General features: G+C 66.7%; 13 protein-coding genes. 4 read left to right on the top strand and 9 right to left on the bottom strand.

The annotated features are described in order from the left end of the window. Positions 1-16: 16 nt before the first annotated feature. The 6 genes from BN60_RS24585 to BN60_RS24560 are packed head-to-tail and all read right to left on the bottom strand — an operon-like array spanning position 17 to position 6,195. Positions 17-769, bottom strand: coding sequence for a polysaccharide deacetylase family protein (locus BN60_RS24585; protein WP_020698836.1), 753 nt, complete (start codon positions 767-769; stop codon positions 17-19). Continuing rightward, complete coding sequence (locus tag BN60_RS24580; protein ID WP_020698835.1) at positions 766-1,914, bottom strand: glycosyltransferase family protein; 1,149 nt, start codon at positions 1,912-1,914, stop codon at positions 766-768. Before BN60_RS24580 ends, BN60_RS24585 begins: the two co-directional genes overlap by 4 nt. Further along, complete coding sequence (locus tag BN60_RS24575) at positions 1,911-2,504, bottom strand: histidine phosphatase family protein (RefSeq protein WP_020698834.1); 594 nt, start codon at positions 2,502-2,504, stop codon at positions 1,911-1,913. Before BN60_RS24575 ends, BN60_RS24580 begins: the two co-directional genes overlap by 4 nt. After that, positions 2,501-3,658 carry a glycosyltransferase family 4 protein gene (locus BN60_RS24570; RefSeq protein ID WP_148283520.1) on the bottom strand — a complete coding sequence of 386 codons (1,158 nt, stop codon included), beginning with the start codon at positions 3,656-3,658 and terminating at the stop codon, positions 2,501-2,503. The genes BN60_RS24575 and BN60_RS24570 overlap by 4 nt, the downstream gene beginning before the upstream one ends. Continuing rightward, positions 3,609-4,901, bottom strand: coding sequence for a glycosyltransferase family 4 protein (locus tag BN60_RS24565; protein WP_020698832.1), 1,293 nt, complete (start codon positions 4,899-4,901; stop codon positions 3,609-3,611). Before BN60_RS24565 ends, BN60_RS24570 begins: the two co-directional genes overlap by 50 nt. A gap of 13 nt (positions 4,902-4,914) precedes the next feature. Then, positions 4,915-6,195 carry a glycosyltransferase family protein gene (locus BN60_RS24560; RefSeq protein ID WP_020698831.1) on the bottom strand — a complete coding sequence of 427 codons (1,281 nt, stop codon included), beginning with the start codon at positions 6,193-6,195 and terminating at the stop codon, positions 4,915-4,917. A 187-nt stretch (positions 6,196-6,382) separates the two neighbouring features. Here BN60_RS24560 and BN60_RS24555 point away from each other — a divergent pair, with 187 nt between their 5' ends. The 3 genes from BN60_RS24555 to BN60_RS24545 are packed head-to-tail and all read left to right on the top strand — an operon-like array spanning position 6,383 to position 10,072. Further along, a complete protein-coding gene (locus BN60_RS24555) occupies positions 6,383-9,103 on the top strand; it encodes an ABC transporter ATP-binding protein (RefSeq protein ID WP_020698830.1) in 2,721 nt (906 codons plus the stop codon). Between the two features lie 18 nt (positions 9,104-9,121). Beyond that, complete coding sequence (locus BN60_RS24550; protein WP_020698829.1) at positions 9,122-9,574, top strand: cyclic nucleotide-binding domain-containing protein; 453 nt, start codon at positions 9,122-9,124, stop codon at positions 9,572-9,574. Positions 9,575-9,583: 9 nt separating this feature from the next. Further along, the gene (locus BN60_RS24545; RefSeq protein ID WP_020698828.1) at positions 9,584-10,072 is read left to right on the top strand and encodes a class I SAM-dependent methyltransferase; all 489 of its coding nucleotides are present in this window, start codon (positions 9,584-9,586) and stop codon (positions 10,070-10,072) included. A gap of 13 nt (positions 10,073-10,085) precedes the next feature. Here BN60_RS24545 and BN60_RS24540 read toward each other — a convergent pair whose 3' ends face one another. Continuing rightward, entirely contained in the window at positions 10,086-10,328 is a 243-nt protein-coding gene (locus tag BN60_RS24540) for a GlsB/YeaQ/YmgE family stress response membrane protein (RefSeq protein ID WP_020698827.1), read from the bottom strand. A 22-nt stretch (positions 10,329-10,350) separates the two neighbouring features. Next, on the bottom strand, positions 10,351-11,172 hold the full coding sequence (locus BN60_RS24535; RefSeq protein WP_020698826.1) for an exodeoxyribonuclease III: 822 nt from the start codon (positions 11,170-11,172) through the stop codon (positions 10,351-10,353). Positions 11,173-11,237: 65 nt separating this feature from the next. On the opposite strand from BN60_RS24535, the gene ypfJ reads away from it, so the two are divergent. After that, positions 11,238-12,191: a KPN_02809 family neutral zinc metallopeptidase gene (gene ypfJ / locus BN60_RS24530; RefSeq protein ID WP_020698825.1), complete on the top strand. Its 954-nt coding sequence runs from the start codon at positions 11,238-11,240 to the stop codon at positions 12,189-12,191. Between the two features lie 103 nt (positions 12,192-12,294). On the opposite strand, the gene BN60_RS24525 is transcribed toward ypfJ, so the two are convergent. Then, entirely contained in the window at positions 12,295-12,996 is a 702-nt protein-coding gene (locus BN60_RS24525; protein WP_020698824.1) for a fumarylacetoacetate hydrolase family protein, read from the bottom strand. Positions 12,997-13,000 lie beyond the last annotated feature (4 nt).

The raw sequence follows: 13,000 nt of genomic DNA, 5'->3' as shown, positions 1-13,000 counted from the left end.
TCCCCTGATTGAACGCTCACGACGCGAAAAGCTCGCGCGCCGCGCGAACACACAGCCCTTGCGTCGTTTTTGTTGCTTCCAAAACCGACCTTAGGAAATCCCAAGCCCGGCCGTCCATCGCAAGATGATGACTGAGCAGACCTATCGGCTCGCCATCGCCGCGGCGCGAGCGCCCAAGCGCTTCGACCAGGATAGCGAGAGCGGCATCCTCGCCGACGAAGCCGCCGCCGGCCTTCCAGTCGATCAGGTCGATATGGGTGTTAACCTGAAGAAACCCGCGCACCGGCTGGGCGCGCTTGCGGGGGCCGAAGGTCGACAGACCGCGATAGCCGATCTCCGGCAGGGTCGGCACCAGGATGTCGGCGATGCGGTTCCATGGCGGGACCATGACCGGCAGGGCCTGCGCCGCGAACAGCCGCTCCAGGGCCATCCAGCCGGTGCCGAGTTCGCCCAGCACGATCATCGCGGGTCGCTGCAGCCCGAGTTCGATCTTCTTGTCGGGCGGCGCGGCATGATTCAGGTGGGCATAGCCGTGCTGCAGCACATCGATGCCCGGCTCACCGGCCAGCCGTTGCGCCAGTGCCGCCGTGGCACGCGCCGGCACGACGGCCAGGGCGAGCGGGGCGGCCGTGTCGCGCTGGATGGCCAGCAGACGATCCAAGGCAGGATCGACATCCGCCGCGTCGTCGTCGCGCCACCAGAGGTCGGCCGTGCGCCCCGCATCGCGCCAGCGCGCCGCCTCGTCGGCCAGAGCCTGCCAGGAGGTCATGGCGACAGCATCTGCTTCAAGGCGGCGACCGTCGCCGGGCCGCCATTTGCATCGACGGCCGGAAAGCTGCGGATCGACGGGCCGGCCCAGGCACGCGCAACGGCCGCCGCCAGGCTCTGTGGCGAGAGCGTATCCGGCGGCACCGACGCCACCATGCCGCGTTCGACCAGTACGCGCGCGCGGTCGGCCTGCTCCGTCTCGCGCGCCGTGCCGAACGGCACCAGGACAGCCCGGTCGGCAAGGCAGAGCGTCTCGACCACAGTGTTGTAGCCGGCCTGCGAGATCGAGAGCGCCGCATTGCGCAGCAGGCTCGGAAAGTCGGCCCGCGCGGGCTCGACGACGATGCCCTCGCTGGCTGCAGCGCGCAGCGTCTCCTCCTCCGCCCCAGACACGTTTGGCCCCAGCAACAGGCGCCACCTGCGGTCGGCCAGCCCGGTCATCGGGCGCGCCGCGATGGCGGCCTGCAACAGCGGCATGCCGACCGCGCCGCCACCGGCCGAGACGATCACCTCGCCCGCGCCAACCGACCCTTGCAGGGCGCGCGCCGGATCGACCTCGGCGACGTAGCCGGTGTAGAGCGCGCGATCCTGGATGTCGGGCCAGGCCGGAAAGCTCTCGTCGAGGCGCACCAGCGCCGGATCGGCATGGATCAGCACCGCGTCGAAAGCCTCGAAGGTCACGACCATCTCGTCGACCCGGGCCGGCGAGGCCGAGCGCCGCAGCACGTCGCGTACCGAAGAAACGATCCACGGGGCGGAGGCGCGGTTCTGCGCCGCTTCGAGCAGCGGCAGCAGCTCGAAGCGAAGCTGCGTGCGGCCGAAGGGAAACTGTTCCGTCAACAGTATGTCGGGCTGTTCCGCATCGAACAGCTCAAGCAATTGGCGCGTGCGCGCTGCACGGAAAGCCTCGTCGATCGGCGTGCCGTCGAGCTGCGCCAGCTCCTTCAGCCGCGCGTCGGCCGCACGCAACGGCGGTAGTTGATGGAAACGTGCGCCCCCGAGATCGATTCCCGCGACCGGCGCGCCGCCCGAAACCAGCAGCACGTCGAAACCGCCCGACACCAGCGCCCGCGCCAGAGTGGCCGCCCGGCGCAGATGGCCGATGCCCAGCAGATGCTGCACGTAAAGGAAGACACGCTCCGTCATGGCGCGCTCTCGAACGGCACATTGAGACGGTCGATCGCGACTCTGCCGTCGCCCGACACCACGAAGAAATGCACCGAACGCCAATCGAGCTTGTGGGGTGGACGTCCCAGCATGTCCCAGCCGGTGGCCAGCGCCAGCAGCGCCCGGATCGCCGCCTTGTGCGATACGGCAACGACGGGCTCGCGCAACGACGAGGCCCAGCCGGCAAGGCGAACCATGGTCGCGCGCGGCGACTCGCCACCCGGCGGCTGAAAATCGAGGCCGGCGGCTTCCGCAGCAGCAAAGCTCTCGCCGCCGTCGGCCCGCAGGTCGGCCAGCGTCCGGCCCTCCCAGACGCCGAAGCTCATCTCGCGCAGGGCCGAATCGGTGCCGGCCGGCATCGCCGGCCGCAGCAGCTCCGCCGTGCGGCGGGCACGCCGCAGCGGGCTGCACACCCGTTTCCAGCCATCGGCCGGCGGCGGCAATCGCCAGCGCCGCACCAACGCCTCACCATCGGGGCTGAGATCGGTATCGGTCAGGCCCTGCAGGCGGCCCGTCGCGTTCCAGTCGGTCGGCCCATGCCGCAGGATGGCGAAAGGAATACCCGTCATCGCAAGGTCCGGAGCGCCATCGCCAGGGCACGCGCCGCAGCACGCTCGTCGTGATGGGCCGCCACACGGGCCGCAGCAGCGGCGGCGAGACGCGCACGCTCCTGCGGCGCGTCGAGCAGATGCGCCACGGCAGCGGCAAAGGCATCGGCGTCGCCGATCGGCGTCAACAGGCCGGTGACGCCGTCGGCCACAACAGCCGGTACGCCGCCGGTCCGGCCAGCAACCACGGGAAGGCCCGACGCCTGCGCTTCGAGGAAAGCCATGCCATAGGCTTCGTTGATCGCCGGCCAAAGGTAAAGGTCCGCCGACCGATAGATCGCCGGCAGTTCCGCATGCGATCGTGCGCCAGCGAACACGACGCGGTCGCCCAGCGGCGCCATCAGCGATTCGATTTCGGGCCGCGCCGGCCCATCGCCCACCAGCAGCGCCCGCCAGGAACGGTCCTTCAACTTGCCGAGGGCGCGCGCCAGCACGCGGTAGGAGTCCGCCTTGTCGCGCGTGCGCATCATGCCGACGCTCAGGAGCAGCGGCGGAAGATTCGGGTCGCGGCGCGACGAGCAACGGAACGGTGCGGTATCGATGAACGGCGGCAGCCAGACCTGACGCGCGCCGGGCCGTAGCCGGGTCTTCACGCCGGGCACATCGCGCGGATTCAGGGTCAGCACGAGATCGGCAGCGGCCAGTGCCCGCTCGACGGCGCGATGGCCGAGCCGGGTCGGCCCCTGGGCGCGGCGCGGCGCGTGGCTGGCTTCGGCGATCACATAGGGAATGCCCAGCGCATCGGTGACCGCAGGCCCCAGCCAGTCGGGCTTGCGGTAGTAGCAATGGTAAGTGAACCAGAGATCGAAGCGTTGCGGATGATGGGCCGGCAGCGCCTTCCAGTGCGCGATCAGCCGCGCCGCCTGGGCCCGCGCGCGCCGCTCCAAGTCGATATGGGCGTCGGCGGCCGGCACGCCCGGCGCGACCCGGCTCGCGGCCGGCATCAGGACTTCATGACCGAGACGTCGCAGCAGGCGCGACAGGCCGCGCGCCATTTCGCGATCGCCCGACGGCACGGGACTGTCGGGGGGCTTCAACGGCGTGTGCAGGAGCACGCGCATGGCGCTACGCCGCAGCGCGTGCGGCAGCGGATTGCTGTGACGAACGCGGCTCACCGAGCGACGAGGCGATCCAGTCGACACCGGCCTCGAAAGAAAAACGTGTGCGTACGATCTCGCCCGCGGACTCGGCGAGGCGCTGGCGCAGATCGGGATCGCCGATCATGCGAGCCAACGCTGCACTCAGCGCGTCGGGAGCGCCCGGCGGAACGAGCAAGCCGTTCTCGCCATCTTCGATGAACTCGCCGATCGCCGCCGCCGAGGTCGAAACCAGCGGCAGGCCCTGGTAGGCCGCTTCCATCAATACGTTGGGCAGACCGTCCTGGTCGCCATCGGCCGCCTTCTTGGCGGCCAGCACGAAGAGATCGGCGCGCGCGAGCGCTGCGAAGACCTCCTTTTGCGGCTGGGCACCGCGCCAGATGCAGCGCTCCGCAATGCCAAGTACAGCTGCCTCCGCCTTCAACGCATCGGAGAGGCCGCCGGCCCCGATATGCTCGAACCGCCAATGCAGGGAGCGCGGCAGGCGGGCGAGCGCATCGAGGAGATCGCCGTAGCCCTTCTTCTCGACCTTGCGGCCGACCGACAGCACAGTGACGGGATCCTGCGGATCCGTGCCGTCGCGGCGCGGGCGCGCCAGAGGCGGCGGCGGCAGATGCGCAAAGTCGAGCCCGTGATAGACGAGACGCAGCCGCTCCGGATGCGGCGCCAACTCCTTCAGGCGCTGCAGGCCGAGATTCGTGCAGGTCACCAGCCAGGCGCAATCCTCCAGCTTCTCGCTCACGTCCCAGGATTCGCTGGTCCAGATGTCCTTGGCGTGGGCCGACACGCTCCACGGCAAACCGCGCATGGTGGCGGCATAGCGGGTCACCGACGCAGGCGTGTGCAGGAAATGCGCGTAGAGCCTTTCGATCGAGGGCGGCAGCTCGGCCGCCAGCACCAAGGCCTGCCCCCAGCGGCGCACCCGGTTCGGCGTGAAGTCGCGCCGCAGATCGGCGAGGAATTTCCGCCTAGCCGCGCCGTAGCCGGGAAACCGGCGCGCCTTCAGCCAGCCGGCGAAGACACGGCGCGGATCGTCCTTGAGGTATTCCGGCAGATAGACGACGCGACCCCGGACCCTGTCGTGCACCGGATGGCGTTCCTTGTCGGTCGGATGGCGCATCGACCAGAGTTCGAGCGCCACGCCGCGCGCCTCCAGACCCGCCAGCTCCTGAGCGATGAAGGTTTCCGACAGGCGCGGCCACCCCTTGAGGACGACCGCGACGCGCGCGGTCCCTGTTTTCTGACCGGAACTCTGAGACATGAAAGACCGGCTATCAGGTCCTGGCGCGCGACGGCAGCGAGGCCGTGTCCGTCGCTACCGGGCTGGCCGGCACCTCGGGAGGGTCGAGCGAGGCCGGGCCGCGATGCGGATTCGCGAGCTGCTTGGAGACGAGGCGCCAGACGTTGCCGAGGCCGTCGAGCAGGCCGGGCACCACGACTTCGCTCGGCAGGCCCTGCTGCGGCAACTGGCGCAGCGCGGTTGCCATATGCTGCGGATCGCAGCCGCGATCGGCATCGAGCATTTCGAGCAGGCCGACGTTGCGCGCCGCGCGCGCGCGAATGAACTGCTCCAGCCGTGGCCGCGTGCGCGGCACGATAATGGCCTTCTTGTCGAAGGACAGGATTTCGCAGAACGTGTTGTAGCCGCCCATCGCGACGACACCCGCTGCGCGCTGCATCAGCGCGCCGAGATTGTTGGTGAAGGTGAGCGTCCGGATGTTGCGGAACTTGGCCGCGCGTTCCTTGAAGGCCTCGCGCGCCGCGGCCGACATGAACGGACCGAACACGATCACCGCCCCGTAGGGGATGTTCGAATCGGTCTCGTAAGCGGACAGAACCCAGTCGACCAGCTCGACGCCATCGCCGCCGCCACCCGGCGTGACCAGGATGAACGGCCCGTCGATGTCCTCGCCCTCGTGCGGCACGTCGGTGTGCAACGGCAGCTCGCGGCGCAGGTAGCCGGTGTAGATCATCTTGTGGCGCACCGACGGCGGCACCTCGATGCCGGTCAGCGGCTTGTTGATCTGCGGCAGGCCATAGACCCAGATCTCGTCGTAGAGGTCGCGCAGCGCCGGCACGACATTCTTGCGCTCCCACTCCTTGGCGAGCTGGGCGGGGTCGTCCATGACGTCGCGCAGGCCCAACACCAGCGGGGTGCCACGCTGTTTCAGCAAGTGCAGCGCTGGGCCGACCTCGCCACGCAGGCCGAGCGGCTCCTTGTCGACGATGAAAAGGTCCGGCCGATAGATGTCGGCCGTATCGCGGATAATGCGGGTGCGCATCTCGAGTGTATGCTCGACGTTCACCCGCAGATTGGCCGAATCGTACTCGCCGGTGTCGATCTGCTTCACCACGCCGGGAATACGCACGAAGTCGATGCCCGAACGGAATTCGTAGGAACCGATGATCGGCGAGCCCGAAACGATCAGGACGGAGACCGTGTGGTCGGCCTCGACGATCGCATTGGCGATGGTACGGCACCGGCTCACATGGCCGAGACCGAAGGAGTCGTGGCTGTACAGCAGCACACGCTTGGACCGGCCGCTTAACGACATGCAGTGCGTCTCCCGTTGCCGAAGCGCTTCCTGCCCCGACCGGTGAAGTCTCGACAAATTATGCCATAAGGCAGGGTCGCCGCGCACCCCCACCAACTTTCCGGCCACTTCTTGCCCGAAAAAACCGAATGTAATCAAGGGCCTGATCGCCTATACGGGAGACGAGATCGCCGTAGTGCGGGAATCAATGGAACGCAGTCTCTTCGCTTACATCTGGCGCTACAGCCGACCTGAGCAGGTCGTGATCCTGGCGCTCGTCGTATTGGCCCAGGTCTTCTACTTCCTGTCGCTGACTGTCCCGAAGGATGTCATCAACAATGGCATCCAGGGCAACGCCTTCAAGAACCAGCACACCATCCCGTTCCTGGTCTGGGAGTTCGACCTCTCGGCCTTCCTGCCCGGCAAGGTGATTCGCCTCTTCGACGGCTTTCAGGTCGACCAGCTTCAATACCTCGTGGCGATGAGCTTCGTCTTTCTTGGAGCCGTCATCGTCAACGGCCTCTTCAAGAAGACGATCAATACCCAGAAGGGCCGCATGGGCGAGCGCATGCTGCGCCGCCTGCGCTACGAGCTTTATGACCGCATCCTGCGCTTTCCGCCGGCTCACTTCCGGAAGGTGAAACAGGCCGAACTCGCGACCATGATCAAGGACGAGGTCGAGCCGCTCGGCGGTTTCATCGGCGATGCCTTCGTGCAGCCGATGTTCCTGGGCGGCCAGGCGTTGACGGCCATCATCTTCATCATGCTGCAGAGCTGGGCCCTCGGAATCATCGTGATCGTGCTGCTGGCGGCGCAGATGATGATCATCCCGCGGCTCCGCAAGCCCGTGCTGGTGCTCGGTAGGGAACGTCAGATCACGGCCCGCCAGCTCGCCGGCCGGATCGCCGAGACCGCCGACGGCATCACCGAAATCCACATCCACGGCGCCGCCAACTACGAGCGCGCCGACATCACGGAGCGCCTGGGCCGGATCTTCAAGATCCGCTTCGATCTCTACCAGAAGAAGTTCCTGGCCAAGTTCTGGAACAACATCCTCTCCCAGGCCACGCCGTTCGCGATCTACCTGGTGGGTGGCTACTTCGCCATCACCGGCCGCATGGACGTGGGCGCCGTGGTCGGCGTTCTGCTCGCCTACAAAGACCTGCCCTCGCCGATCAAGGAGCTGATCGACTGGGACCAGCAGCGCCAGGACGTCCAGATCAAGTACGAGCAGGTGATCGACCAGTTCCAGCCCGAGGGCATGATGCCGCCGGAGCTGCAGGCAATCCCCGACGGTCCGCCGCCGGCTCTCGGCAAGGAACTCGCTCTGGCCGGCGTCGTGGTTTCGGAAGACGGGCGCGTGAAGCAGCTCGACAGCGTATCGCTCACCCTGTCGACGGCGGCGCGCTGTGCCATTATCGGCGCCGCCAGCTCGGGCAAGGACGTGCTGGGCCAGGTGCTGGCGCGTCAGGCGCTGCCGAGCAGCGGCTCGATCAAGATCGACGGCAAGGATTTCTTCCAGCTTCCCGAATACGTGCTCGGTGCACGCGTGGCCTATATCGGCCAGGACACCTACCTGTTTCCACTAACGGTCCGCGAGAACCTGCTGTTCGGCCTGAAGCTCCGGCCGATTGCGCCGGCCACCTACGACGAGGCCGCCAAGGCCCTGCGCGAGACCTTCTGGAAGGAATCGGAACGCGCCGGCAATCCGTCGCTCGATCCAAATGCCGATTGGGTGGACTACGAGCTGGCCGGCGCCACCGGCCCGGAGGACCTGCTGCCGTGCATCGTCAAGGTGTTGAAGCAGGTCGAGCTCGATGAAGACGTCTATTCGCTGGGCCTGCGTGGCACCGTCGATGCCGCGGCGCGGCCCGACCTCGCGGAGAAGATTTTGAAGGCGCGCCATGCGCTGCACGAGAGATTGAAGGACGGCACCTACGCCGGCCTCGTCGAGCGGTTCGACAAGGACCACTACATCCGCAACCTCTCGGTCGCGGAGAACCTGCTGTTCGGCACGGCGGTCGGCAAGCAGTTCGACGGCGACAATATCGCGGCGGACCCCTACGTCCGGTCGGTCCTGCAGGCCACCGGCCTCGATCTCGACCTGCAGCGCATGGGCCTGTCGATCGCCGAGACCATGGTCGAACTCTTCTCCGGCCTGTCGCCGGACAATCCGTTGTTCGAGCAGTACAGCTTCATCTCGGCCGACGAGCTGCCCAATGTGCGGCTGTTGTTGCAGCGGTTGGGCGGCAAGGGCATCGAAGCCGTGCCCGAGGCCGACCGCACGCGCCTGATGACCCTGCCGTTCCGGTACATCGAGGCACGCCATCGCCTCGGCCTGATCGACGCGGCGATGGAAGAGCGCATCCTGCAAGCCCGGCGCAGCTTCGCCGACGGCCTGCCGGAGAGCCTGCACGACGCCGTCGAGTTCTATGATTTCGGCCGCTACAACAGCGCAGCCACCCTGCAGGACAACATCCTGTTCGGCCGCCTGGTCTACGGCCAGGCGCAGGCGGGCGAGCGTATCGGCACGCTCATCGCCGAAGTGCTGGACAAGCTCGGCCTGCGCGATTCGGTGATCGAAGTCGGCCTGGAGTACAATGTCGGCGTCGGAGGCAAGCGCCTGCCGGCAACGCAGCGCCAGAAGCTCGGCATCGCCCGTGCACTGATCAAGCGGCCGCAGCTCCTGGTGGTGAACGAAGCGGTGGCCATGTTCGACGGCCGCACGCAGGATCGCATTCGCGACAACATCCTGGCCGCGGCGGCCGAAGAAGGGCGCGGCGTCGTGTGGATTGCCAACCGGGCGAGCCAGGCCGAGCCGTTCGAGCAGGTCGTCGTCATGCAGGGCGGGCGGGTTGCCGTACAGGGCGCACCGGCGGACCTGGCGGCAAAGGGTGGGCTCTATGCTGAGCTGATGGCGTCGGCGTAGCGGATCGAGGAGGACACGATGAACCTCAACGAGGAAGTCGAGCTGTTGAAGGGCGTTCCTATCTTTTCCAAGGTCGAGCAGGCGAAGCTGAAGCTGCTGGCCTTCACTAGCGAGCGCGTGAATTTCGCCGCAGGCCAGGAGGTCTGCCACCAGGGCGACCCCGGCGATACGATGTACGTCATCCTGGGCGGCGTCGCCGACGTGCTGATCGACACCGACAAGGGCCAGATCGTGGTCGCCGAGATGCAGCCCAACAGCTTCTTCGGCGAGATCGCCATCCTGTGCGATGTGCCGCGTACCGCCACCATCAAGGCGCGCGAACCGCTCAGCACGCTCAAAATCACCAAGGACATGTTCTACCGCCTGGTCGCGGAGTTCCCGCAGATGGCGGTCGAGATCATGCGCGAGCTGGCGCATCGTCTGGAAGACACCAACGAGAAGCTGCGTGCGGCGACAAGGGCAGCGGCCTGAGCATCACGCATGAGTCGTCTCGACAGTTTCATTGCGCGCATGAAGGCGCAGCGCGATTGCCTCAATTTTCTGAAGCCCGCCATCGACGCCCTGCCCGGACCGATCCTCGAAGTCGGGCTGGGCAACGGCCGTACCTACGACCATTTGCGCGATCTCTTTCCCGGTCGGGACATCTTCGTGTTCGAGCGCAAGGTGGCGGCCCATCCCGACTGCATCCCGCCCGACAACCGGCTGTTTCTCGGCGAAGCGAGCGAATCGATCCCGCGTGCCGCCGCCTCGCTCGGCGCGACGGCGGCGCTGATCCATACCGACCTCGGCACCGGCGATCATCAGGCCAACGTCGCTATGGGGAAATGGCTCGGCCCCGCGCTCGACGCCCTGGCCGCCAAAGGAAGCTATGTTCTCGCCAATCAGGCGCTCGACGTCGCACGCTGGCAGCGCCAGCCCGATCCCCCCGGCGTGCCGGAGGGCCGGTATTTCCTCTACCGGGTCGGCTAGCGCTGCCGGTCAGTTAACGCTGAATAAGGCGCAGGATCACCAGCAGTACGACCGCGCCGATCACGGAGCCGAAGAAGCCGGCGGGCTCACCGGGCTGGTAGAGGTTGAGCGCCTGGCCGCCGTAGGTCGCGATCACCGCGCCGACGATGCCGATCACGATCGTGACGATGATGCCGTGCGGATTGGGGCCCGGGGTGAGGAAGCGCGCGAGCAGGCCGACGATCAGGCCAATGATCAGAGTAATGACGATCGACATGTGATCTCCCTCAGATCCTGTTTCAAACCTCGAAGGTGGCCGACACCGGGACATGATCCGATGCAAGCTCCCAGTCTCTCAAATCTACATCGATATGATGACTGGAAATCGCGCCCGCCAGCGCCGGGCTGGCGAGAATATGATCGAGGCGTCGGCCGCGATTGGAGGCGCGCCAATCGTTATTGCGATAGCTCCACCAGGAATAGAGCTTCTTGTCGGGCGGCACGAACTGGCGCGGCACGTCGATCCAGTCGAGCGAAGCCTGCAGGCGGCCGAACAGTTCGACCTCGACCGGCGTGTGCGAGACGATCTTCAGGAGCTGCTTGTGGCTCCACACATCGTGCTCCAGCGGGGCGACGTTGAGGTCGCCGACGGTGATGCGGCGCAAGCCTTTGCGTGCACGTGGCCGCGGCTTGCGATCGGCGTACCAACCGGCCATCTCGCGATAGAAGTCGAGCTTGTGCGCGAACTTGATGTTGAGATCGGGATCGGGAATGTCGCCGCCGGCCGGGATGTAGAGATTGTCGAGCAGGATCGGATCGCCGCCGATATCGAGAGCGGCTTCGACGTGCCGGCAATCCTCTTTGCCGCAGCGGTGGTGAATATTGGTGCCGGAGAACGGCACCTTGGAGAGGATCGCCACGCCGTTATAGGCCTTCATGCCCTGCACGAGGCGATGGACGTAGCCCAGCCGCTCGAAGGCCGCGTGGGGAAAGAACTCGTCGGGACACTTGGTTTCCTGCAGGCAAAGCACATCGGGCTTGCGCAACTTCAGGTAACGTTCGACGTTGGCGATCCGCAGCCGGACCGAATTAATGTTCCAAGTAGCAATGGTGAGACTCATTGCCCGGCACTATAGACGATCCGGAGACGATCTCGACGCTACGATCTCGGTGAGGGAGACCGGCCATGCAGATGGATGGCGACCAGAGCAGCAACATCGAGGATCGCCGCAGCGACGACAGCATGGGCGGCGGCATGGGCGGCGGCATGGGTGGCGGCTTTCCCATCCCGATGGGCGGCGGCGGCGGCGGCCTGTTCAAGGGCGGCTTCGGCCTGGTGGCCTTCGTCGTCATCGCCATGATCATGGGCGCCGATCCTGGCGCGATCCTGAACGACATTGCCGGCGGCGGCGCGAGCTATTCGCCGGCCCCTTCCCCGCCGCCGCGCTCGGCACCGTCGCAAAGCGGGCCGTCAGCCTCGGCGCCCACGACAGATGCCGAATCGCAGTTCGTCTCGCGCGTGCTCAAGAGCACCGAAGACGTATGGGGTGATATCTTCCGCGAGATGGGCAGACAGTATCGCGAGCCCAAGCTCGTGCTGTTCCGCGACGCCACGCGGACCGAGTGCGGCGTCGGCCAGGCCGCGATGGGTCCCTTCTATTGCCCGGCCGATCAGCGCGTCTATCTCGACCTCGGCTTCTTCGACGAACTGGCCCGCCGCTTCCGCGCGCCCGGCCAGTTCCCGCAAGCCTATGTAATTTCCCACGAAATCGGCCATCACGTACAGAAGCTGCTCGGTATCTCCGACAAGGTACAGCAGATGCGCCAGAGCATGAGCCGGCGCGACGGCAACGCGCTTTCCGTACGCACGGAATTGCAGGCCGACTGCTTTGCCGGCGTTTGGGCCAACCGCGCCGACAAGCAGCGCGGCGGCAGGATGATCGACGACAAGGACGTGGACCAGGCGTTGGCCGCTGCGTCGGCGATCGGCGACGACGCGCTACAGCGTCAGGCGCAGGGCCGCGTCGTTCCCGACAGCTTCACCCATGGCACCAGCGCGCAACGCGCCCGCTGGTTCCGCAAGGGGTTGGACACGGGCGATCCTCGCCAGTGCGATACCTTCAGGGCGCAGCAACTCTGAGGCTGGGAGTGCGCCACTCCAGAGGTGCATTCTTGCCTTTTCTGCTCGGTGCGGGCTCTCGCGCCTCAGAAGGCGCTGCCGCCCGCCAGCGCATGTGAATGCGCTACACGAGCGTGCAGGTGACAGTGCCGCAGCCGTCGACGAAGCCCGAGAGCGTGTCGCCCCTGACGACGGCGGCCACGCCGTCGGGCGTGCCGGTGTAGATGAGGTCGCCGGCGGCCAGCGCCACGAGGCCCGAGAGGTAGGAAATCGTCTCCGGCACGCTCCAGATCAGCGCGTTGAGGTCCGACTTCTGGCGGGTCTTGCCGTTGACGTCGAGCTGGATGGTGCCCTTGGACGGATGCCCGATCTTGGCGGCCGGATAGATCTCGCCGATCGGTGCAGACTGGTCGAAGCCCTTGCCCATGTCCCACGGGCGGCCCATGTCCTTGGCTTGGTTCTGCAGGTCGCGGCGCGTCATGTCGAGGCCGACGCCGTAGCCGAACACATGCTCCAGCGCCTTCTCAACGGGGATGTCCGAGCCGCCAGACTTCATCGCCACCACCAATTCCATCTCGTGGTGCAGGTTCTTGGTGGCCGGCGGATAGGCAACCTTGGTCGGGTTCCTCGGGTCGGCGCAGATGACGATGGCATCGGCCGGCTTGGTGAAGAAGAAGGGCGGCTCGCGGTCGGGATCGTGGCCCATCTCGCGCGCATGGGCAGCGTAGTTGCGGCCGACGCAGAAGATGCGGCGCACAGGGAACAGATCGCCGGTTCCGTTGACCGGCACGCCGACCGTGGCCGGCGGCGTCACGACATAAGCCATCGCT

Source organism: Reyranella massiliensis 521 (assembly GCF_000312425.1).
Lineage (GTDB): Bacteria > Pseudomonadota > Alphaproteobacteria > Reyranellales > Reyranellaceae > Reyranella > Reyranella massiliensis.
Note: the sequence above shows the minus strand (reverse complement) of the source record. Positions and strands in the feature narration are given on the sequence as shown.